The sequence below is a fragment of the Mesorhizobium sp. NPDC059025 genome (assembly GCF_042739655.1).
Classification (GTDB): Bacteria; Pseudomonadota; Alphaproteobacteria; order Rhizobiales; family Rhizobiaceae; genus Mesorhizobium.
The window spans coordinates 298,187-319,312 of the sequence record NZ_JBHYIM010000004.1 but is presented as its reverse complement, the minus strand read 5'-3'; the positions used below and the strand labels follow the sequence as shown (position 1 = coordinate 319,312).

Sequence of the window (21,126 nt, the reverse complement as noted above, 5' to 3'; positions counted from 1 at the left end):
AGCGGTCATAGCGGTCTAGACTAGATCCCCTGGCACTTTTACAAATCTTGTTTTCGGGCAGACCGATCGAGGGCTGCCCATTCAGCCTGCGGGACAAGAGCTCCGGTACGGGAAACAAAGGACAACACCCGCGTCGCATTGGCGTCGACCTCGCATCTGAAGCTCACCCTGTACCATGCCGTTCGCGTGCGAAAGGTGGCGTCCGGAACGTCCAGGACATTGCCCGACTTGAGCAGACGGTATGGAAGCAATCCGGGAAAGTAACCTTCGTCGAGAAGTTGCTGCTGCAATGCACTTGCGCAAAGCTTGCCCGCCCGTTGATCACGCGGCACCCCGTCCATCGAGGCCCCGGCGAAGGGATCGCCGGTCGCGCCTTGCGAATAGAGCCGCCTGACACCCGGAAGGCTGGAATATCCTTGCGACGCGGCGACGGCCACATCCGCGGAACTTGACTTTTTGGGGCCGGCGCTTGCCGGCTTCGGCCCTCTTGCCGGCCTGGGCTGTGGCGCCGCTGCAGCCACGGGAAGCTCGATTTCGCCGGATCCATCGGTCACGGCCTCCTGTTCATCGGCACCCGCCGCCTTGGCCTCTGGCTGGTCAGGCTTCGCTGAACTCCCATCCTTCGCTGCATCCTGAATGGCTTCGCGATTGCTTGCCGTGTCTTCCTGTTTCTGGCGCTCCGGCTCAGCTGCGGATTTGTTCTCGCTGTCTTTCACGCCACCGGGCTGCTTCGGATCTTCTGTCTTCGTCGGCGACGCCGAGCTTTCCTGCGCGCTGTTGCCGTCCAGGGATCGCCTTGGACCGGAATCCTTGGCTCCGTACTGGAAAACAGGCTTCAGCTCTTCGATGGACGACGGCGGCGGGGACGGCTTTTCGACTTTCTGCTCGACCGGTTTTTCGACCTTCGGTTCCGGCGGTTTTTCGACCTTGGTCTCTGGCGGCGGAACCGGTTCCGGCTTCACTTGTTCGGGCGGCGGCACCATGACGACACTGACCGCTCCATCGTCCGGATGCTGTTGCGGAAGCCTCGACGAACCGTAGACCAGAAGCGCGATGATAAGCGCATGCAGGATCAGCGATGGGGTCAAGCCCCACAGCACACCACCATCATGCTCCCGCGCGTCACTGTTCATCCTGACCGATGTGGGACGAAATAACGGCGACATCAAGCATTGGCGTCAGCCGCCGCCGTTCAATTCGTTTATGACACAGCACGAGATTGCCGTGCGGCGGCTGCATTGCTCCGATTGCCCGAAAAGACTGGCAGGTGTCTTCAAGGATTCGGCAGAAAGGCCGGTCCGACGATGCGCACGGCTCGATTGATTGCAGGCTCTTCCATCAAGGCCAGGGGCGTGGGTAAATTGCCGTTCATCGCGCCGACAGCCGATAGCTCCGACACGTTCTGTTCCGGCCTCCCCGCTGGTAGCGGAATGACTGCGTTTTCCATATTGCCCGGCGTTACCGTGCGTGCGCGCATTTCGCTGACCCGGCTGTAGTAACGTCGCAGGTCGCAGCTCTTGAACGCCGCGGCGTCGCGGTAACGAAACGCCGTCGCCAGATCCTTGTAGGGTTTGCGTTCGGCGACCGAGACCATCTCATCGGTTTCCAGGCTGGGATCGGTCAGGGCGAATACCTCCATGCCTGGATCATCGCAGATGAAGCGGCACTGGTCAGTGGTCTCCTTCAGGTCTGTATCCCTGGCGAACTGCGATTTCGGTGCCGGGAAGAAATAGCCGTCCGAGGGCCGCACGCAATAGAGCATCGAAGCACCGCCGATCGACATCGGACCCGAAGCGGTATCGCGCGCCGGCCGTTCGCGTCGCTCCGGCACACAGCCAAGCGCGATGTAACGAGCCTGCAGAACGGATGCGTCGCGTCCTCCGCTTGCGGACGCCATCTGCCTCAGCACATCGGCGCGCATGCGCGCAAGGTCACCACAGGGGTCGAAGAAACCGCCGGAGCCCTTGCCCGAACACTGCCGCCGCCGCTCGAGTGCCTGGATGGCGACAAGCTGTCGCCGCAGCTGGGCCTGTTGCGGATTGGTGCCTCCACTGCCGCTGCTGCGGATCTGGCGCGCCAGCGATGAGCACTCGTCGGCCAGCGCCGGGGATGCCGTCAGCGTGCCGAAAGCGAAGATGCAGATCAGCGATGCCGAAATGAAGCGGCAGCAAAGGAGGAAAATGGGTCCCTCGCGCCTGAAACAGCCAAAACCAGCTTCAAGAATACGCATGCCTGCAACACCTTGATACGCACTGGATTTCTCAGCTTTGTATCAGGCTATACCAACGTCACAGCCTTGTGAAAGTACTTCATAATATATCCAGCAAATGTGGTTACGCGCCGGGCGGGATCCAGATACGATCCATTAAGCATGATCGATGACGTGGGATCGAGAGCCGGGATACTCTGGAGCGGAGAAGCTTCAATCATGCCGCTTCGCCCTCCTGGACGGGAAATCTGGCGGCAAAGACTTCCTTGGCCGCAAACAACCCGTTGAGCGCCGCGGGAAAGCCGGCATAAACCGCCATCTGGATCATGATTTCGGTGATTTCGTCCTTGCTCAGCCCGACATTCAGCCCCGCCTCGATATGGACTTTCAGTTGCGGGGTCGCGGTTCCGATCGCCGTCAGCGCGGCGATGGTCGCGATCTCGCGGGCGCGCAGGTCGAGGCCAGGGCGGCTGTAAATGTCGCCGAACGAGAACTCGAACACGTAGTTTGCGAAATCGGGAGCGACGTCGGCCAGAGCGGCAATAACCTTGTGGCCGGCTTCGCCGTCGATTTCAGCGAGCGCCCGCTTGCCGCGGTCCAGCCGGCTTTCGCTGACGTCCGGGGATTGATGCGTCATAGTCCTTCATCCTCTGTTTCATGCCGGCATATCCGGCAATCTTGGTGTCGAGGACGAGAAGGCAGGCTTGCAGCTTGGCCACATGCGCACGGACACGCTCACGGTGCTGCTCGAGCAATGCGCCGCGCTCCGCTTCCGTGTCGCCGCCGCGCTCCCGCAAGGCCGCGTAACGCAGCATTTCCCGTATAGGCATCCCGGTCGTCTTGAGACGATCGAGAAATTCCATCCAGGTCAGGATCGATGCGTCGTAATCACGTTGGCCCGATTGGTCCCTGTCGGCATGGGGAAGCAGCCCGATCCGCTCATAATAACGGATGGTGTGGGCAGACAGTCCCGAACGCTTTGCCAGCTCGCCAATCTTCATCAACGCCTTCTTTCGTCACGACGCAGAGAAAGCTACCGGTTAGAGTGCACTCTAAGTCAAGAGGAGTTTGAAGCTTCGTCGTGTCGCCGGGATACCAGGTTTCGCGATGCGACGGCGTCGTTGATTTCCAAGCGAAAAATCTGTTGCAGATGCCAGGTACCGAAGTCGACCCGCATGTCGACATCCGCGACACCGGAGGGCTGCTTTTGTGGGTTCGCGGCCTAGATGCCCGAGCCGTAGAGTTCCTCTTCGCTGCCTTCCCAGGGCCTCGGCATATCGGCCAGCGCACTCGTGTTCGCGTTGGCGCTCGGCAACGGCATCCAGCATTTCAATTCGGGATCGGCATATTCGATCATATGGCCGGGATAGGAATCATTGGCCCGCCATCCTTCCATGCCGAACTGGTCGGCCCTCGCCCAATAGGCGACGTCGACTTCCGCAGGTCCCTGCTCGGATGATCTCACCGTAACCAGAACCCGGCTGCCGTCTTTCGGCGCGCTCGACATGTGACGCCACCCGGTCGGTTCTGCCATGGAAACTCCTCCTCCGTCGGCCAACGAATACTCGCCAACGGTAGCACGATCCGCCCCGCCAAGATCAATGCCGGATTTTGCCGATTGTCGGAATAAGGATGCATCAGCCGAACAGCGCTTCAGCCTTCCAGTTCTTCGCGCAGCATTTCCAGTTCCAGCCACTCTTCCTCGAGTGCGGCGAGTGTGGCCCGTTCCTTGTCGAGCGCCGCGATCGTCTTCTGGAAGCCAACCGCGTCGCGCTCGTAGAAGGCCGGATCGGCGATGTTGTTTTCCAGCCTGGCGATCGATGCCGTCACCGCTTCGATCTTCTTCGGCAGATTTTCCAGGGCGAATTTCTGCTTGAAGGAGAGCTTTCTGGCCGTCTCCTTGGGCACCTCCGCGCGTGGCTTCTCTGCTCTCGGCTCTGCGGACTGGCCGTTGCGTGCCTTGCGGTCCTCAAGCTTGGTGCCGCCACGCTGCGCCAGCATGTCGGAATAGCCGCCGGCATACTCCACCCAACGGCCACCGCCGTCGGGCGCGATCACGCTGGTGACCGTACGGTCGAGGAAATCGCGATCGTGGCTGACCAGGATGACCGTGCCGGCAAAACCCGCCACCAGTTCCTGCAGCAGTTCCAGCGTTTCCATGTCGAGATCGTTGGTCGGTTCGTCCAGCACGAGCAGATTCGCCGGTCGCGCCAGGACGCGGGCCAGCAGCAGCCGTGCCCGTTCGCCGCCGGAAAGTTCACGCACCGGCGTACGCGCCTGTTCCGGCTTGAACAGGAAGTCCTTCATGTAGGACACGACATGGCGCTGCTCGCCATTGATGACGAGGTTTTCACCACGCCCGTCCGTCAGGTAATGCGACAGCGTCTCATCCGGATCGGCGGCCTCGCGCTTCTGGTCAAGAGCAGCGATCTCGAGGTTGACTCCCAGCCGCACCGTGCCGGCGTCGGGCTTCGTCTCCCCGGTCAGCATCTTCAGCAAGGTCGTCTTGCCGGCGCCGTTGGCACCGACCAGGCCGACACGATCGCCACGCTGGATACGGGTCGAAAAATCCTTCACCACGGTGAGATCGCCGAAGCTCTTCTCGATGTTCTTGGCCTCGATCACCAGCTTGCCCGATTCGGCTGCGTCGCTGGCCACCAGCGTCGCGGTGCCTTCTGCGCCGCGATGGCTGCGGAAACGCTGGCGCATCGACTGCAATTCGCCGAGCCTGCGCATGTTGCGTTTGCGCCGTGCAGTCACACCGTAGCGCAGCCAATGCTCCTCGCGCACGATTTGCCGGCCGAGCTTGTGCTGGTCGCGCTCCTCCTCTTCCAGAACCTGATCGCGCCATTCCTCGAAATGGCCGAAGCCCTTTTCCAGCCGGCGTGTCTGGCCGCGGTCGAGCCAGACCGTGGCACGCGAGATGCGCTGCAGGAAACGACGGTCGTGGGAAATGACGATCAAGGCTGAGGAGGTGCGCGCCAGCTCCTCTTCCAGCCATTCGATGACGGCGAGGTCGAGATGGTTGGTCGGTTCGTCGAGCAGCAGGATGTCGGGTTCCGGCGCCATGACGCGGGCCAATGCGGCCCGCCGCGCTTCGCCGCCGGAAAGATCGGCAGGGCGTTCCTCTCCGGTGAGCCCCAGATGCTCCATCAGGTAGGTCGCGCGATAGGGATCGTCGGCCGGCCCCAGCCCGGCTTCGACATAAGCACGCACGCTGGCAAAACCGTCCATGTCTGGAACCTGCGGCAGGTAACGCACGGTTGCCGTCGGCTGACGGAACACCTCGCCATCCTGCGGCTCGATCATGCCGGCGGCGATCTTGAGCAATGTCGACTTGCCGGAACCGTTACGGCCGACCAGCGCGATCTTGTCTCCGGGAGAGGCCACGAGTTCGGCGCCATCCAGCAAAGGTGTGCCGCCGAAGGTCAGTTTGATGCCAGTCAGGTTGAGAAGGGGCGGCGCCATGTCAGCTTTCGGGAAGTGGGTAAGGATGAGCAAGCAGGAGCGCACGGCCAGTGCCGAGCGCTATTTCGAGCTTGCCTTGCACCGCATTGGAGATGGTGAGGGACGAACCGAAAGGCATTTCCACCGCATTCAGTGGCCATTTGGCGCCCTTGATCGTGAGCCCGGTGAGTTTCGAGAAGCCAAGCACTGAAAACAACGTTCCTTCGGCATAATCGAAAGCCGCCGTCCGGCCAGGCAGAACCGGAATACCTTCCTGCGCACCGCTGGTCAGGAGTACGTCTGTCCCCTGTTCGGCCAGGCTGAGCGCCAGAGCCAGATGCAGGAAGGCATGATCGGCCCTGGCGCCGCCGAAGGCACCCACGAGATTCAGCTTCGCCGCACCGAGATCAAGCGCAATCGAGACGGCGAGCTCGCCATCGGTGGAATCCTTCTCGGCCGGGAACCGCTCCTTCGGCACCTTCGCCAGATGCGGCGGCAAATGAGCTGGTGCGGAATCGAAATCCCCCACCCACAGCTCAGGCGTAAGCCCCAGCATATCCGCATGCCGGATGCCGGAGTCGGCGGCGATCACGCGCGTGCCGGCGACCTGGGCTTCGAGCCGCGGCGTCTGGATGACCTCGCCGCCAAGCAGAAGGGTGAATGTGCTCATGGGCGTCGCCCTTACCAGCCCCTATGCGGAAACGGAAGGGCGTGCGGAGCCTGCCCGTTTCATCCGGCAAACTAACGCTTGCGCGCCACCGTCGCCCGCTCTATGTCTCAGGCCGCTCTAACGGGGTGCCAGATCGCGGCTTCGCGAACCGGCTGAGAGGCGAAAAGCCAACCCGCTGAACCTGATCCGGTTTGTACCGGCGGAGGGATTAGACGCTTAGCCAAAGCGCCAGTTCCCTTGTCACGAAGTGAAGGAGGCGCCGATGCGCAAAACTCTGTCTGTCCTGGTTTCCGCTCTCGCTTTCGCTGCCGCCACGCTGCCGGCGACCGCGAAAGACAAGCTGACCATCTATACCTATGAGAGCTTCACCGCTGAATGGGGTCCGGGCCCCCAGGTCAAGAAGGCGTTCGAGGCGGACTGCGACTGCGAGGTCGATTTCGTCTCGGTTGCGGATGGCGTCGCCCTGCTCAACCGCGTCAAGCTGGAGGGCAGTGCCACGAAGGCCGATATCGTGCTTGGGCTCGACACCAACCTGACAGCGGATGCCAAGGCAACTGGCCTGTTCACTCCGCATGGCGCAACCGCGGCATCCGACGTGCCGGGCGGCTGGAACGACGACACCTTCGTTCCTTATGACTACGGCTATTTTGCCGTCGTCTATGACACCGAGACGCTGAAGACACCGCCGGCCAGCCTCAAGGATCTGGTCGAAGGCGACGCGACCCAGAAGATCGCCATCCAGGACCCACGCACCTCAACGCCCGGCCTTGGACTGCTGCTGTGGGTGCGCGCGGTGTATGGCGACAAGGCACCAGAGGCATGGGCGAAGCTGAAGAACCGCGTGCTCACGGTCACGCCGGGCTGGAGCGAGGCCTACGGCCTGTTCACCAAGGGCGAAGCGCCGATGGTGCTGTCCTATACCACCTCGCCCGCCTACCATATGATCGCTGAAAAGACTGATCGCTACCAGGCAGCTTCCTTCTCCGAGGGCCATTACCTTCAGGTCGAGGTCGCTGGCATCACCACCACCGGCGCCAGAAACCCGCTGTCCGGGAAATTCATGGCCTTCATGACCAGCCCGAAATTCCAGGACGTGATCCCCGAAACCAACTGGATGTTCCCGGCCAGCAAGATGGACAAGCCGCTCGATCCGGCCTTCGACAAACTGGTGAAGCCGGTCAAGACCCTGGCTTTCACTCCCGAGGAGATTGCGAAAAACCGCAAGGCCTGGGTGGATGAGTGGCTCAACGTGATGAGCAAATAGGAACGACGGCGAAACCATTGTCTCAGGCTGCACACCCCGCTGCATTGCGCGACAGACGTGTCGGCGCGGGGATCGCTGCATTGACCTTTGTCGCCGTCCTGATCGGCGGTGCTTTGCTTGGCCTTGCCATCGAAAGCGCCGGCGATTTTTCTGGCGCGGCTGCCGCTTTCGATTCCTATCTTCTTCGCGTCGTCCGCTTCACCTTGTGGCAGGCCGTGCTGTCGACCTGCCTGTCGGTCGTACCGGCATTGTTCGTGGCACGAGCGCTGGCGCGTCATCCCGGTTTTTTTGGCCGCAACTTCATTCTGCAGCTGTTCGCGGTGCCTCTGGCGCTACCCGCCATCGTTGCAGCACTCGGGGTTCTCACTCTTTATGGCCGCGCCGGCTATTTCGCGCCTTTCCTGACAAAGATCGCAGGCGAGGATTGGCCGGGCATTTACGGTCTCTCCGGCATCCTTGTCGCCCACGTCTTCTTCAATCTGCCACTCTGCGTGCGGCTTTTCCTAGAAGCGTTGCAGACCGTTCCGGCGGACCAATGGCGGCTTGCCAGCCAACTCGGCATGGGCGTGCGCCCTGCCTTCCGCTTCATCGAATGGCCGGCGCTGCGGCAGGCGCTTCCCGGTGTCGCCGGTCTCGTTTTCATGCTGTGCATCACCTCGTTCACCATCGTGCTGATCCTTGGCGGCGGGCCGCGCGCAACCACGCTGGAAGTCGCCATCTATCAGGCGTTGCGCTTCGATTTCGATCCAGCGCGTGCGGTTGCGCTGACGCTGCTGCAGGTCCTGCTCACTTTCGCCGTCGTGGCCCTGCTTTCGCGCCTCGGCGCCAACACGGCCGCCGAGGCCGGTCTTTCCGTGGCGCCGCGCCGCTACCTTTCGATCGGTGATGGCGAGACAGCCCTGAACGCCTTGCTCATCACGCTCGCCTTGTTGTTCGTCGCTGGCCCGATGATGGCAACCATAGCCGCCGGGGTGCAATCCGATCTTGTCCGCCTCGTCGGCGAACAAGCCGTGCATCGGGCCGTCACGACAAGCGCGGCACTTGCATTCCTCTCGGCCCTGCTTGCCACAGCCCTTTCCTTGTCTTTGGCAATGGCGCGGCATGGCCTGGCTGCCCGCCGTGGCAGAACCGGTGGTCGGTCGCTGCTGGAATATGCCACCGATACCGGAGCCGGCTTCGTGCTGGTCGTGCCACCGATCGTCATCGGCGCCGGCTGGTTTTTGCTGCTACGCCATGTCGGCAGCGCTTTCGCGATCGCCCCGGCCATGGTCGTTGCGGTGAACGCCATCATGGCGATGCCCTTCGCCCTGCGTGCCATTCGTCCGGCCTATGACGCGGCCAGCGAACGGCATGAGCGGCTTTGCGCACAACTTGGCATCACCGGCTGGGCCCGCTTGAGATTGATCGACTGGCCGGTTCTGCGACGCCCGCTTGCCACCGCTTTCGCCTTTGCCATGGCTTTGTCGCTCGGCGACCTCGGCGTGATCGCGCTGTTCGGTTCGGATTCCCTGCAGACGCTGCCTTATCTTCTGCTTGCGCGCATGGGCAGCTATCGTACCGCCGATGCCGCGGGGCTGGCTCTGCTGCTGGGTCTGGTTTGCTTCGCGCTGATCCTGCTTGCCGACCGGCTCGGAAAGGGACGTTCCTCATGACCGCCGATATGCCGGCTCGACAGGAGGTGTCGCTGCATCTCGACAGGACAACCTTCAGCTATGGCGAGGTCGACCTCACTTTCGACGTCGAATTTCCTGCCGGCGAAATCACCGCCATCATGGGGCCGAGCGGCTCGGGGAAATCGACATTGCTCAGCCTTGTGGCGGGGTTCGAAACACCTCGCTCCGGGCGTGTCCTGATCGGTGACAAGGATTTCACCAGCGTTGCACCGTCCGAGCGGCCGGTTTCGATGGTCTTTCAGGAGAACAACCTGTTCGCTCATCTCGATGTGTTCCGCAATGTTGGCCTCGGTATCTCGCCTTCGCTCGCCCTCACCGCCGCCGACCGCGCCACCATCGCCGGCGCGCTCGCACGCACCGGTCTGGCGGGCAAGGACAAACGCCTGCCACGCGAGCTTTCCGGCGGCGAACGTCAACGCGTTGCACTGGCGCGGGCCCTGGTCCGCGACCGACCGGTGCTTCTGCTGGATGAACCCTTTGCTTCGCTCGGACCTGCCCTGCGCGAGGATATGCTGGATCTCGTGGCGGCGGTTCAGACCGAACGAAAAATGACCACGCTCTTCGTCACCCATCAGCCACAGGACGCACGCCGCATCGCTGCTCATGTCGTTTTCCTGGAGAACGGCGCGGTTGCCGCAAGTGGCGGAGCAGGCGATTTCTTTTCCGCGAATGGTCCGGCAGCCTTCCAACGATACGCCGGCGCAACCGACGAAGGTTAGCCGAGCGCCGGAAAAGAGTGGCCACCGCCACATTTTGACTGGTCCTGCACCAGGGAAATCTGGAACGGATTATGCGACTCAGGCATTTGTCTTGCCCGGAAGCCGACATAATTTGCGGTCAAACCGGTTTGGGGGCATCATCGTCGTTGCTTGCCAATCTGCTTCGTGTGTGGCTAGGTCCACCGCAGATTGTCGGGCACAATCGTAGATTGCTCCATTGAGACGAAGAAGGAAGCCGACCTGTCGACCGGCCTGGACATGAGCTGCAAGAAAACCCCGGTGCGCATGCTCGCACTGGCCGGGGTGGCTTTTGCGCTTGCCTCCTGCCAGTCGGTGATGCCGAATTCGGTTGAGGAATCCGGCTTCCAGCCTTCGAACAGGCCGGTTACCGTCGACAACGCGCAGGCCAACAGCCGCCTTGCCGATCTTGCCAAGGCGCAGCACCCTCGCATCCTCGCCACCTATGGCGGCGAGTACTCCGATCCGAAACTGGAGCGCATGGTCGCCAAGATCGTCGGCCGGCTGACCGTGGTGTCGGCCAACCCGACGCAGACCTACCGCATCACCATCCTCAATTCGCCCAACGTCAACGCCTTCGCGCTGCCGGGCGGATATCTCTACATCACCCGCGGCTTGCTGGCGCTCGCCAACGACTCGTCCGAGATCGCCGCGGTGATTGCACATGAGATGGGCCACGTCACCGCCAACCACGGACTGCAGCGCCAGCAGCTGGAAGCCGAGGAAGGCCTCGCCACCAAGGTCGTCTCCGATGTGCTCGGCGACAATCCCAACGCCAAGGCAGCCCTCATCCGCGGCAAGCTGAGGCTCGCCCAGTTCTCGCGCAATCAGGAACTCGAAGCAGACGCCATCGGCATCAAGTCGGTCGGTGAAGCCGGCTATGACCCCTACGCGGCCGGCCGCTTCCTGCAGTCGATGGCCTCCTATGCCGGCTTCCGCTCGGTCAGCGGTGCGACCGACGCCAGCCTCGACTTCCTCGCCACACATCCGAATACGCCCCAACGTATCGATCTGGCGCAACGCCACGCGCGGATGTTCGGCCAGCCGGGCTTCGGAACCCGTGACCGTGATTCCTATCTTGCCGGCATTGACGGTCTTCTCTACGGCGACACGCCCGAGGAAGGCTATGTGCGCGGCAATACCTTCCTGCATCCCAAGCTCGGCGTGTCGTTCGCCGTGCCGGATGGTTTCGTCATCGACAACTCGGCAGCGGCCGTCACCGCCACCGGTCCCGGCGACATGGCGGTACGTTTCGATGGCGTGACGATCGACAAGGACGTCACGCTGCCTGATTATATCCGCAGCGGCTGGGTTGCCGGCCTGGAAGACGCCACTGTCCGCCAGGAGACGATCAATGGCAATGAAGCCGCGGTTGCCAAGGCACGTGCCGATGGCTGGCAGTTCGATATCGTCGTCATCCGCGCCAACGGCCAGGTCTACCGGCTGCTGACGGCCGCTCCTGCAGCGGGAACGTCACTCGAGCCTGTCGCACGTTCGGTGAGCAGCACATTCCGTGTCCTGAGCCCAGCCGAGAAGGCCGCCCTGAAGCCGCTGCGTATCCGCGTCGTCACCGTGCGACCGGGCGAGACGATCGGCACCCTGTCGGCGCAGATGGTCGGCGTCGACCGCAAGCTCGACCTGTTCCGCGTGCTCAACGCGATGGGACCGGGGGCGACGGTTTCGACCGGCGACAAGGTCAAGATCGTTACCGACAGATAGCATTACGGCGTCGGTTTCGAGCGCGAACATCCGTGCCTACAGCTCGGCTTCAGCCTCGTCTCTCATTTCCACGCCTTCTCCATCGACATTCGCACGCAGGCGCGCGAACACGGACCGAGTGTGATCGAGTTCGTCCTGGCTCATGCCAGTTCGCAATTGCCGGTCGAAGGCGATTGCCGTTTCGCGCAGTCGCAGGAACATCGCCTCGCCGCTCGGCGTCAGTTCGACCAGATGCTTGCGCCGATTGGCTGGATCGCGACGGCGGGTCAGCAGGCCATCCGCCTCCATGGCATTGAGGTGATGTGTCAGCGTCGCCCCCTGGATACCAACCGATTGCGCGAGCTGGCGCTGGTGTCCGAATTGCCGTGACTTCACCGAAATCAGCACGGACCAGACCGGCAGCGATCCGCCATTGGCAATCATCGCATCATCCAGCGCGCGCCGGACGACTTTGGCGGTTTGAGCGAGGTCGAGACCGATCGGTTTGGCGGAAGGTTTAGGCATGCCCGGACACTAGCATACAAAAGGCCGACGTCTAATAGATTGACATCTAACAGTTAGATATCTATCAATTCGATGGTCGCGAATTTGTGGAGGTCTTTGCATGCAGTACATTTTCATGATCGCACTGGCGCTGCATGTCATGTCGGGCGTGTTCTGGGCCGGCTCGACTTTCGTGCTGGCACGCACGGGTGACGGCCGGCTGGCCACAACGCTGTTCGCACCGCAGATGGGGGCAGCCACGATGGCCGTCCTGTCGGGCGCCGTTCTCTGGTATCTGTTTCACGGCAGCAGCTATTTCGGCACGCAAGAACAGATTCTGGCGGTGGGGGCAGCAGCGGCAATCGTTGCCGCGGGTGTTCAGGGCGCGCTGGTCGGGCGCGCACGACGCATTGGCGCTGAGGGTAACGCCGCCAGCATTCTTGATCAGGCGATACGCGGCGAGCGCCTGGCGGCGGTATTGCTCGCCGTTACCGTCATAACCATGGCGATCGCGCGCGTATTCTGACGTCGACGGATCGACGAACGTTCAGGCCGCGAGGAATTCCGGGTTCTGCTTCACCAGCGCCAGTTTCAGCTTCTCCAGCGCCCGTACCTCGATCTGCCGGACGCGTTCCTTGGAGATGCCCAGCGTCTCGCCGAGCTCTTCCAGGGTAGCGCTCTCGTCGCCCAGCCGGCGCTGCTCGATGATCCGCAATTCGCGCTCGTTCAAAGCCGCCAGAGCCTGCTTCAGCCAGCCGGAGCGGCGCTCGACGTCGATGGTGTCGCCGACGATCTCGTCGGGCAGCGGCCCATCCGAAACCAGGAAATCCACACGCTCCGCCCCGGTGCCATCGTCGGTCAGCGGCGCGTTGAGCGAGCTGTCGGGTGCCGACAGTCGCGCATCCATGATGGCGACATCGGTTTCAGAAACGCCCAGCGCGGTGGAAACCTCGCGATAGAGAGCCTGGTTTGACAGGGCCTCGGTTCCAGTGCCGAGACGGGCGCGCAAGCGCCTCAGATTGAAGAACAACGCCTTCTGCGCTGAACTGGTCCCACCGCGCACGATCGACCAGTTGCGCAGGATATAGTCCTGCATGGAGGCCCGCACCCACCAGCTTGCATAGGTGGAGAAGCGAACCTCACGTTCGGGATCGAAACGGGCAGCGGCTTCGAGAAGGCCGATATGGCCCTCCTGGATCAGGTCGGAGACCGGCAGGCCGAAATAGCGGAACTTCGCGGCCATCGCGATGACCAGCCGCATGTGTGCAACGACGATCTGGTTCAGCGCATGCTGATCGTGGCCATCCTTCCAGCGAAGCGCCAGATCATGCTCCTGGTCGCGTTCCAGATAGGGAGCGGCCATTGCCGCGCGGACCATGATACGCCCTGCACTATCCTGAAGCATCGCGACTTTCCCGTCTGCCCGTTGAACCTGGCTGGATCGACCGAAGGTCTGCATCCCGAAGGCCTCCCCCAAACGTGCTATGCGGGTAATGGTTCCCCGGCCGCTCTCACGAAGCCTCCCGGAAACGGAATGGTGCGGTTCATCCGCGCGTTGACCGCAACCTCAAAAGAGAATGAAATTCCCAAAATCGATTCATTTCGAAATTTCATTCCTTATTCGCAAGGCAAGCTTCTGTCACATTCCAGCACCTCTCCAAAGGCCGACATTTGCTGTCCGCCGATATTACGGGATCACAAAAAGATGAAATGGCTGAAATCGCTGCTCCTGGCCGGAACCCTGCAAGTCCTGGCCGTAACCGCTGGTCATGCCGGTGCTGATTTCGATCAGATCAAGCAGGCGGGTGTCTTCAAGATCGGCACCGAAGGCACCTATGCGCCCTTCACCTATCACGACACGTCCGGCGCGCTGGTCGGCTTCGATGTCGAGATCGGCCGCGAGATCGCCAAACGGCTTGGCGTCAAGGCCGAGTTCCTTGAGGGCAAATGGGACGGGCTGATCGCTGGCATCGATGCCAAGCGTTATGATGCTGTCATCAATCAGGTCGGCATCACCGAAGCGCGCAAGGCAAAATACGATTTCTCTGATCCCTACATCGCCTCCAAGGCCGTGCTGATCGTCCGCGACGACAACACCGAAATCAAGGATTTCGCCGACCTCAAGGGCAAGAAGTCGGCGCAGTCGCTGACGTCCAATTTCGGTAAGATCGCTGAGAAGAATGGCGCGGAACTGGTCGGCACCGACGGTTTCGACCAGTCGATCCAGCTGGTGCTCAACGGCCGCGTCGATGGCACGATCAACGACAGTCTTTCCTTCTTCGACTTCAAGAAGCACAAGCCTGACGCCAAGGTGAAGATCGTCGCGCAGGAAGCCAACGCCGACTACTCCGGTGTCATCGTGCGCAAGGGCGACCCGGAACTGGTCGCCGCGATCAACAAGGCGTTGGCCGAGATCAAGGCCGATGGTACCTACAAGAAGATCTCCGAGACCTATTTCGGCGAGGACGTTTCAAAATAAGTCCCCGCTGCGGGCCGGGAATTTTACCCGGCTCACTCAAACAAGGCGGCGTGCCGTTGGCGGCGCGCCGCTTTTGTGTTTTCTGCGACTATCTATGATGAAATTCTAGAACAGGCCCGGAGGGAGAACAGTTCGTGCCACCTTGGCTGCAATTGATGCTGGATTCGCTCGGTCCCCTGCTGTGGGCTGGATTGATCTTCACCATACCGCTCACCCTTCTCTCATTCGCTTTTGGGCTCGCGGTCGGGCTTGGCGCTGCGCTGCTGCGCCTGTTCGGGCCGTGGCCATTGGCGGCGATCGTCCGTTTCTACGTGTGGATCATTCGCGGTACGCCGCTGCTGGTTCAGCTGTTCCTCATCTTCTACGGCTTGCCGAGCGTCGGCATCGTGCTCGATGCCTTCCCCGCGGCATTGATCGGCTTCACGCTCAACATCGGCGCCTATTCGTCGGAGATCATCCGCGCAGTCATCGGCTCGGTGCCCAAAGGGCAGTGGGAAGCGGCCTATTCGATCGGCATGACCTGGAGCCAGACGATGCGCCGCACCATCCTGCCGCAGGCCGGCCGTGTCGCGGTGCCGCCGCTGTCCAACACCTTCATATCGCTGGTCAAGGACACCTCGCTGGCGGCCGCCATTACCTTGCCGGAACTGTTCCAGTCGGCGCAGCGTATCGTCGCCGTGACCTATGAGCCATTGATCCTTTATGTCGAAGCGGCGCTGATTTACCTGGCGATGAGCTCGATCCTGTCGGCATTGCAGGTACGCCTCGAGGCCCGGCTCGGCCGTTATGGCGGTTTCCTGGAGGCGCGCTCGTGATCGAACTCTCCAAACTGGAAAAGCGTTTTGGCGACAACGTCGTCCTGAAGGACATCAATGTTGCCATGAAGGAAGGCAGCGTCACCGCGCTTGTCGGCCCTTCGGGCGGCGGCAAGTCGACACTGCTGCGCTGTATCAATCTGCTGGAAATCCCGACCACCGGCACGGTGAGGATCGGCGAGATAGCCCTGACCTTCCACCCGGGCGGCAAGGTCTCGTCGGGTGATGTGCTGAGACTGCGACGCCAGACTGGCATGGTGTTCCAGAACTTCCAGCTGTTTCCGCACCGCACCGCTATCGAAAACGTCATGGAAGGGCTGGTCACGGTTTTGAAGTGGCCCGAGGACAAGGCGCGCGAGCGGGCGCTTTCGCTGCTCGAGAAAGTTGGCATGGCACACAAGGCGGACGCATGGCCGGCGACCTTGTCCGGTGGCCAGCAGCAGCGCGTCGCCATTGCACGGGCACTGGCGCCTTCGCCACGCGTGCTTCTGTGCGATGAACCAACCTCGGCTCTCGACCCCGAGCTTGCCCAGGAGGTCGTCGACGTGCTCGGCCAACTTGCCGCCGAGGGTACCACCATGGTCATGGCGACACATGACCTGAGGCTCGCCTCGAAGGTAGCGCGTGAGGTGGTTTTCCTGGAGGCCGGCGTCGTTGTCGAAAAGGGACCCGTCGAAACGGTTTTTGGCAATCCGCAGCATCAGCGCACCAGGCGTTTCATCGCCACACTGCGACATGAGCAGGAAGAAGCGAACGGCACGACCTGACCAACATCTCCGACGGGAGTGGCTGGGCAGGCGCGTAACGAATGCCTATGTTTGAACGAACATCCTCTGCAACGAACAACAAGCCGCAAAGGCAAGGAGATCATTCATGGACACCCATACCTATCCCGTCACCCGTACCGACGCCGAATGGCGCGCGCTGCTGACGCCGGAGCAATATCAGGTGATGCGTCACCACGGCACCGAGCGACCGGGTAGTTGCGCGCTTCTCTATGAAAAGCGCGCCGGCACCTTCAAATGTGTCGGTTGCGACAGCCCGCTGTTCGAATCCAAGCTCAAATTCGAAAGCGGTACCGGCTGGCCAAGCTTCAACGATCCGGTCGACGGCTCGGTCGAGACCACGGTCGACCGCAGCTACGGCATGGTGCGCACCGAAGTGCATTGCGCAACCTGCGGCAGCCATCTCGGCCATGTCTTCGAGGATGGCCCGCCGCCGACCGGCCTGCGTTATTGCATCAACGGCGTGGCGCTGACGTTCGAACCTGCCTGACGGCCCTTCCCAAGCCCTTCCGTATCGCCTCCGGCTGACCTATGTCCACCTGTGGGTTGGGAGCCGGAGGAGAGAATGACACATTTCATGTGCCTGCAGTGCGGCGTGCAATTCGCCGAAACCGAATTGCCGCCCGAGCATTGCCCTATTTGCGAGGACGAGCGCCAATATGTGCGCTGGGAGGGCCAGGCCTGGACAACTTTCGAGGACCTCGCCGGGACGCACCGACTGTCGATGAAGGACGATACAGGTGTACTTGCCTTCGGCGTGGAGCCCCGCTTTGCCATCGGCCAGCGCGCGCTGCTGGCCGAAACACCTGATGGCAACGTTCTGTGGGATTGCGTCAGCCTTGTCAGCGACGAGGCCGTGGCCGAGATCGAGCGGCGCGGCGGCCTGCAGGCGATAGCCATCTCGCACTGCCATTATTATTCGGCGATGGCCGAGTGGAGCGAAGCCTTTGGCGGCATACCGATCCATATCCATGCCGACGACCGCGAGTGGGTGATGCGACCGCATCCGTCGGTCGCTTTCTGGGAGGGCGAAACGCTCCCCCTGAACCCGTCGCTGACCCTCATCCGCTGCGGCGGTCATTTCGCCGGCGGGCAGGTGTTGCACTGGAAGCGCGATGGCGGCAACGCCATCCTCTCCGGCGACATCCTGCAGGTGGTACCGACGCGCCGGCATCTCTCCTTCATGTACAGTTATCCGAACCAGATCCCGCTCAACGCACGCACCGTCAGGCGCATCGCCACGGCACTCGAGCCCTTCGACTACGACGACATTTACGGCGCCTGGTGGGGAAGCAATGTGATCGGCGGAGCCAGGGAGGCGATGCGCATTTCCGTAGACCGGTATCTCGCCGCCATCGCATGAAGCGCTCGAGCAATTGCAGGAAAAGCGTGTAACGGTTTGCCGTTCGGAATTGCGAAAACAATGAATTAGAGCGTCTCCGCGAAAGGAGGAAACGCCCTACGCCACGGTGACGAAAACGAGCCAGACCGTCGCCGCCAGCTGATAGGCAACGGCTATCACGAACGGTCGACGACCGGCTGTTGTCCAAACCGCAATGAAAAGAAAGAGGTTGTACGGCAAGGGCAGCAGATGAACCGCGAGGGCGGCAGCAAGCGGCAACCCCGCGCCTAGCGCCAGCAGGGCGAAGACGGAGATCGCCAGGTTGATGATCGTCCCGGCAACGATCATGTCGCGCCAGAACAGTCTGCCGAGCGGGACCTGTCCACGCCACCTCGACAGAAGGAATTCCGCGAGAGATTTGCGGCCGAATGTTTGCGGCCAGCTCACGGCTCTGCGCTCAGCACTTCAGTCACCGCCCGCTCGAAGCGCCCTGCCTCGGTAACGAGCCAGTCGGCCATGGCCGCCCAGTTATCGTCCGGGAAACAGTTGACCCGCCAGATTGCATTGACGCCGAAGTCCTGCCCACCCTGCTCAGCCTTCAACTTCAGCCTGTCTTCGATCGCGGCCCTGAACGGCTCCAGTCGGATTTTTGTATCGACGGCACCCAGCCGCTCGTTGCGGCCGAAGAACACACCCACGACATTCTGCTCGGGCGCCACATACATGGTGACGACGAGATTGAGTTCCGGCAACCCGCGCTGCCAGAACCAGGGTCCATGCCTGACTCGTCGGGAGCGCTCGACCGGATGCCGCTCCTCGAACAGCGCCCAGAAGGCTCGGTGCCGGAATTCCCTCGCATTGCGTGCTCCAAAATCGAATTCATTCATCGATCGATCCGTCAATCCGAGCTCGTGTTTCTGGCATCCGTCAGGGAGCCTGCCTTATCCCGCCACCATTGTAACTCTCGTCATCCCCTGTCCGCCCCTAGTCTGGCGATCACCACTCCGAGAGACGGAGGCAATCCGAGAGGAGAAGACGATGCAACATCCTGTTGGAGATACCAGCGCAATACCTAACACAGTCATCCGGAGCAGCTACCAGCGCCAGGTCGACACGCTACGCGCCTGGGAGAAAGCGCACACAAGGGAGAGCGACGCAATTGCGGCTGCTCGCCGCCGGCTGCCGATGGTCAAGGTCGATGGGTCGGCGCGGCTCGTTGGTGAAAATGGCCCGGTAACGCTGCTGGACGCGTTCGAAGGCCGCCGCCAGCTGATCGCCTACTACTTCATGTGGTATCCGGGCCGCCCGGCACCGGAACAGTGCGAGGGCTGCACGCTCTTCACCACGCAGGTCCGTGAATTGTCCCATATCCATTCCCGCGACGTCACCTACGCGACGTTCTGCCAGGGCCCATACGAGGAGAGCGCCCGCTATCGCAACTTCATGGGATGGGAAATGCCCTGGTATTCGGTCCAGGACTCGGCCGCAGCCCTGCTCTCCCCTCGCCCGGTGGGGATGATGTACCTCATCTGCTACCTGCGGCAGGAAGACGATGTCTTCGAAACCTATTGGACGACAAGGCGCGGCGTCGAAGCGATGGACAACAGCTATCGCCTGCTCGATCTGACGGTCTATGGCCGGCAGGAATTGTGGGAGGACTCGCCAGGCGGCTGGCCACGAGGGTGGGGGGAAGGCAAGCACCGTATGCGCACGGGTGGCCGGCCAATCACGCAATGGCCTCGACTGGAGGCCGGCCATTCCGACGATCTCGGCACCGTTGGCTGACTTCAGGTGGCGTCGACGAACTTCGCCGACAGCAGTTCCTCGCCGCCATGGTCCCGGAGGGCGCTGTCCAGCGCCGCCTCATAGTCGGGCTGCGCGCTGGCGAGACGCGCGCGCCCCGTGTCCGTAAGAACCGCATAGACCCCGCGCTTGTCGTCGGGGCAAAGGTCGCGAAGAGCAAGTCCGCCGCGCTCCAGCCGCTCGACCATGCGCGATACCGAACTCTGGTTGAGCCGCAGATGCGTGGCCAGATCCTGCATCCTGAGCTCGGAATTCGCCGATCGCGACAGGATCTGCAATGCACGGTACTCTGAAAGGCCGAGGCCGTGTTGCCCTTGCAGAACCTCGCCGAGCTCGGCCTCGACGCCCGTCACGGCATGGATCAGCCTGAGCCATGAATCGCTTTTGCCTGGCATGATCTACGGACTCCGTTTCGCCTGATCGCGGACATCACATGTATGTCCATGCAATAGCCTGCTCAAGAGCGGCGACCGCTACGATGCGCGCGAGCGGAATGCCAGGAACGGCGACAGGCCTGTTGAGACAACGAGCCTCCCGGCGACCGCCAGCTCCGTGGGTCCTGAGCGAAAAGGCCATACGTGCCGCGATAGTCAAAACCATGCGTGGCAGCCTCGTCGCGGTCGACGGCATAGAACACCTGCGCGAGGCCCGCATGCAGCGCACTCACATAACACATCGCGCAGGGCTCTCCCGAGGCCAGAAGCGTCATTCCTGCCAGGCGGGTTGTCTTGTGCGAACGGCAAGCGTCACGAATAGCCTCGACTTCGGCGTGAGCGGTCGGATCGTGATGTTCCCGGACGCGGTTGACGCCGCTTCCGAGGATGATGCCGTCCTGATCGACGACCAAAGCACTGAACGGGATGCCGCCCTTGTGGACATGGTCCAAAGCACTGGCGACGGTCGCCTCCATGAGTTGCGTGCAGCGGGCAGGAACATCGACAGCCATCAGGCCTGTCCTTGAAGCTTTACGCTGTCAGCGAGCTTCAGCCACACGACACCAACGATGATGACCCCAAGCCAGAAGGCTTGAACGAGCGTAAGCGGCTGATCGAGCAGGATACTGCCGAAAGCCGCGGCGCCGACGGAACCGATGCCCGCCCACGCCGCGTAGCCGATGCCGACGTCGATGGTCCGCAGGGCGGCGCTGAGGAAGTAAAGTGTGAGCAGGAAGAAGACCAGCGCGGCGATCGACCAGCCCGGTACGGTGAACGCCTGGCTGCCACCGACACTGAGGGCGTAGCCGATTTCAAAAACGCCGGCGAGCAGCAGCATGATCCAGGCCCGGCCGGCACTCTGGCGATTTTCATGGGAGAGTGTCATCTCTTTTCCTTTCCGATTTCCGTGAAGCAAATGAAACGGCAGGCTTTCAGGCCGCACCGCTGAGGCGCAGGCCGACGACGCCGCCGATGACCAGAGCGATACCGAGAGCCTTCTTCCAGTTGAGCTGCTGACCGAAGAAGATTGCGCCCAGGATGACGATCCCTACGCCGGACACCGAGGTCCAGATCGCGTAACCGACACCGACGTCGAAGGTGAGCAGGGCAAGGCTGAGGAAGAAGGTGCCTATCGCACCGGTGACCAGTGTGGCGATCGTCCACCACAGTCTGGTGAACCCCTTTGCGTTGCCTGCGCTGATCGCGACCGCGATCTCGAAGATCACGGCAATCCCGAGATAGAGCCAGTTCATTTGTCTACTTCCT

General features: G+C 62.0%; 26 protein-coding genes and 1 riboswitch. Of the genes, 11 read left to right on the top strand and 15 right to left on the bottom strand.

Features of this window, described 5'->3' with window-relative positions:
• Positions 1 to 38: 38 nt before the first annotated feature.
• From ACFWYE_RS12845 to ACFWYE_RS12815, 7 genes are all read right to left on the bottom strand, one after another.
• The gene (locus tag ACFWYE_RS12845; protein WP_379111758.1) at positions 39 to 1,133 is read right to left on the bottom strand and encodes a DUF930 domain-containing protein; all 1,095 of its coding nucleotides are present in this window, start codon (positions 1,131 to 1,133) and stop codon (positions 39 to 41) included.
• 140 nt (positions 1,134 to 1,273) lie between these two features.
• Complete coding sequence (locus ACFWYE_RS12840; protein ID WP_379111756.1) at positions 1,274 to 2,230, bottom strand: DUF2865 domain-containing protein; 957 nt, start codon at positions 2,228 to 2,230, stop codon at positions 1,274 to 1,276.
• A 196-nt stretch (positions 2,231 to 2,426) separates the two neighbouring features.
• A complete protein-coding gene (locus ACFWYE_RS12835) occupies positions 2,427 to 2,846 on the bottom strand; it encodes a carboxymuconolactone decarboxylase family protein (RefSeq protein WP_379111754.1) in 420 nt (139 codons plus the stop codon).
• A complete protein-coding gene (locus tag ACFWYE_RS12830) occupies positions 2,782 to 3,210 on the bottom strand; it encodes a MerR family transcriptional regulator (RefSeq protein ID WP_379111752.1) in 429 nt (142 codons plus the stop codon). Before ACFWYE_RS12830 ends, ACFWYE_RS12835 begins: the two co-directional genes overlap by 65 nt.
• Before the next feature lie 221 nt (positions 3,211 to 3,431).
• The gene (locus ACFWYE_RS12825) at positions 3,432 to 3,743 is read right to left on the bottom strand and encodes a hypothetical protein (protein ID WP_129412689.1); all 312 of its coding nucleotides are present in this window, start codon (positions 3,741 to 3,743) and stop codon (positions 3,432 to 3,434) included.
• 119 nt (positions 3,744 to 3,862) lie between these two features.
• Complete coding sequence (locus ACFWYE_RS12820; RefSeq protein ID WP_379111750.1) at positions 3,863 to 5,677, bottom strand: ABC-F family ATP-binding cassette domain-containing protein; 1,815 nt, start codon at positions 5,675 to 5,677, stop codon at positions 3,863 to 3,865.
• A 1-nt stretch (position 5,678) separates the two neighbouring features.
• Entirely contained in the window at positions 5,679 to 6,326 is a 648-nt protein-coding gene (locus ACFWYE_RS12815) for a thiamine diphosphokinase (RefSeq protein ID WP_379065732.1), read from the bottom strand.
• A 111-nt stretch (positions 6,327 to 6,437) separates the two neighbouring features.
• Positions 6,438 to 6,551, top strand: a riboswitch (TPP riboswitch).
• 37 nt (positions 6,552 to 6,588) lie between these two features.
• Here ACFWYE_RS12815 and thiB point away from each other — a divergent pair.
• The 4 genes from thiB (at position 6,589) to ACFWYE_RS12795 (ending at position 11,719) form a co-directional block, all read left to right on the top strand.
• The gene (gene thiB / locus ACFWYE_RS12810) at positions 6,589 to 7,590 is read left to right on the top strand and encodes a thiamine ABC transporter substrate binding subunit (protein WP_379111748.1); all 1,002 of its coding nucleotides are present in this window, start codon (positions 6,589 to 6,591) and stop codon (positions 7,588 to 7,590) included.
• Positions 7,591 to 7,607: 17 nt separating this feature from the next.
• Positions 7,608 to 9,242 carry a thiamine/thiamine pyrophosphate ABC transporter permease gene (thiP, locus tag ACFWYE_RS12805; protein WP_379111746.1) on the top strand — a complete coding sequence of 545 codons (1,635 nt, stop codon included), beginning with the start codon at positions 7,608 to 7,610 and terminating at the stop codon, positions 9,240 to 9,242.
• Positions 9,239 to 9,982, top strand: a complete 744-nt coding sequence (gene thiQ, locus ACFWYE_RS12800) for a thiamine ABC transporter ATP-binding protein (RefSeq protein WP_379111744.1) — start codon at positions 9,239 to 9,241, stop codon at positions 9,980 to 9,982. The genes thiP and thiQ overlap by 4 nt, the downstream gene beginning before the upstream one ends.
• A gap of 258 nt (positions 9,983 to 10,240) precedes the next feature.
• Positions 10,241 to 11,719: a M48 family metalloprotease gene (locus ACFWYE_RS12795; protein WP_379065724.1), complete on the top strand. Its 1,479-nt coding sequence runs from the start codon at positions 10,241 to 10,243 to the stop codon at positions 11,717 to 11,719.
• Between the two features lie 36 nt (positions 11,720 to 11,755).
• On the opposite strand, the gene ACFWYE_RS12790 is transcribed toward ACFWYE_RS12795, so the two are convergent.
• Positions 11,756 to 12,223 (bottom strand): MarR family winged helix-turn-helix transcriptional regulator, encoded by a 468-nt coding sequence (locus tag ACFWYE_RS12790; RefSeq protein WP_379111742.1) that lies wholly within the window; start codon positions 12,221 to 12,223, stop codon positions 11,756 to 11,758.
• A gap of 100 nt (positions 12,224 to 12,323) precedes the next feature.
• Here ACFWYE_RS12790 and ACFWYE_RS12785 point away from each other — a divergent pair, with 100 nt between their 5' ends.
• Positions 12,324 to 12,728 carry a hypothetical protein gene (locus tag ACFWYE_RS12785; protein ID WP_379111740.1) on the top strand — a complete coding sequence of 135 codons (405 nt, stop codon included), beginning with the start codon at positions 12,324 to 12,326 and terminating at the stop codon, positions 12,726 to 12,728.
• A 21-nt stretch (positions 12,729 to 12,749) separates the two neighbouring features.
• Here the strand turns inward: ACFWYE_RS12785 and ACFWYE_RS12780 are convergent, their stop codons facing one another.
• Positions 12,750 to 13,607, bottom strand: coding sequence for an RNA polymerase factor sigma-32 (locus ACFWYE_RS12780; RefSeq protein WP_379065718.1), 858 nt, complete (start codon positions 13,605 to 13,607; stop codon positions 12,750 to 12,752).
• Positions 13,608 to 13,907: 300 nt separating this feature from the next.
• Here ACFWYE_RS12780 and ACFWYE_RS12775 point away from each other — a divergent pair, with 300 nt between their 5' ends.
• The 5 genes from ACFWYE_RS12775 to ACFWYE_RS12755 all read left to right on the top strand — a co-directional run bounded on the left by ACFWYE_RS12775 (position 13,908) and on the right by ACFWYE_RS12755 (position 17,644).
• Positions 13,908 to 14,681 (top strand): amino acid ABC transporter substrate-binding protein, encoded by a 774-nt coding sequence (locus tag ACFWYE_RS12775; protein WP_129412679.1) that lies wholly within the window; start codon positions 13,908 to 13,910, stop codon positions 14,679 to 14,681.
• A 134-nt stretch (positions 14,682 to 14,815) separates the two neighbouring features.
• The gene (locus ACFWYE_RS12770) at positions 14,816 to 15,496 is read left to right on the top strand and encodes an ABC transporter permease subunit (RefSeq protein WP_379065716.1); all 681 of its coding nucleotides are present in this window, start codon (positions 14,816 to 14,818) and stop codon (positions 15,494 to 15,496) included.
• Positions 15,493 to 16,263, top strand: coding sequence for an amino acid ABC transporter ATP-binding protein (locus tag ACFWYE_RS12765; protein WP_379065714.1), 771 nt, complete (start codon positions 15,493 to 15,495; stop codon positions 16,261 to 16,263). Before ACFWYE_RS12770 ends, ACFWYE_RS12765 begins: the two co-directional genes overlap by 4 nt.
• 106 nt (positions 16,264 to 16,369) lie before the next feature.
• Entirely contained in the window at positions 16,370 to 16,771 is a 402-nt protein-coding gene (msrB, locus tag ACFWYE_RS12760; protein WP_379065711.1) for a peptide-methionine (R)-S-oxide reductase MsrB, read from the top strand.
• Between the two features lie 75 nt (positions 16,772 to 16,846).
• Positions 16,847 to 17,644: an MBL fold metallo-hydrolase gene (locus ACFWYE_RS12755; RefSeq protein ID WP_379065709.1), complete on the top strand. Its 798-nt coding sequence runs from the start codon at positions 16,847 to 16,849 to the stop codon at positions 17,642 to 17,644.
• A 96-nt stretch (positions 17,645 to 17,740) separates the two neighbouring features.
• On the opposite strand, the gene ACFWYE_RS12750 is transcribed toward ACFWYE_RS12755, so the two are convergent.
• Positions 17,741 to 18,070, bottom strand: coding sequence for a hypothetical protein (locus ACFWYE_RS12750; protein WP_379065707.1), 330 nt, complete (start codon positions 18,068 to 18,070; stop codon positions 17,741 to 17,743).
• Positions 18,067 to 18,510, bottom strand: coding sequence for a hypothetical protein (locus ACFWYE_RS12745; RefSeq protein ID WP_379065705.1), 444 nt, complete (start codon positions 18,508 to 18,510; stop codon positions 18,067 to 18,069). Before ACFWYE_RS12745 ends, ACFWYE_RS12750 begins: the two co-directional genes overlap by 4 nt.
• 151 nt (positions 18,511 to 18,661) lie before the next feature.
• Here ACFWYE_RS12745 and ACFWYE_RS12740 point away from each other — a divergent pair, with 151 nt between their 5' ends.
• Positions 18,662 to 19,408: a DUF899 family protein gene (locus ACFWYE_RS12740; RefSeq protein ID WP_379111738.1), complete on the top strand. Its 747-nt coding sequence runs from the start codon at positions 18,662 to 18,664 to the stop codon at positions 19,406 to 19,408.
• 2 nt (positions 19,409 to 19,410) lie between these two features.
• Here the strand turns inward: ACFWYE_RS12740 and ACFWYE_RS12735 are convergent, their stop codons facing one another.
• From ACFWYE_RS12735 to ACFWYE_RS12720, 4 genes are all read right to left on the bottom strand, one after another.
• Positions 19,411 to 19,821: a MarR family winged helix-turn-helix transcriptional regulator gene (locus tag ACFWYE_RS12735; RefSeq protein ID WP_379111736.1), complete on the bottom strand. Its 411-nt coding sequence runs from the start codon at positions 19,819 to 19,821 to the stop codon at positions 19,411 to 19,413.
• A 62-nt stretch (positions 19,822 to 19,883) separates the two neighbouring features.
• Positions 19,884 to 20,372, bottom strand: a complete 489-nt coding sequence (locus tag ACFWYE_RS12730; RefSeq protein ID WP_379111734.1) for a nucleoside deaminase — start codon at positions 20,370 to 20,372, stop codon at positions 19,884 to 19,886.
• Positions 20,372 to 20,746 (bottom strand): DMT family transporter, encoded by a 375-nt coding sequence (locus ACFWYE_RS12725; protein WP_379111732.1) that lies wholly within the window; start codon positions 20,744 to 20,746, stop codon positions 20,372 to 20,374. The genes ACFWYE_RS12730 and ACFWYE_RS12725 overlap by 1 nt, the downstream gene beginning before the upstream one ends.
• 46 nt (positions 20,747 to 20,792) lie before the next feature.
• Positions 20,793 to 21,113 (bottom strand): DMT family transporter, encoded by a 321-nt coding sequence (locus tag ACFWYE_RS12720; protein ID WP_379111730.1) that lies wholly within the window; start codon positions 21,111 to 21,113, stop codon positions 20,793 to 20,795.
• Positions 21,114 to 21,126 lie beyond the last annotated feature (13 nt).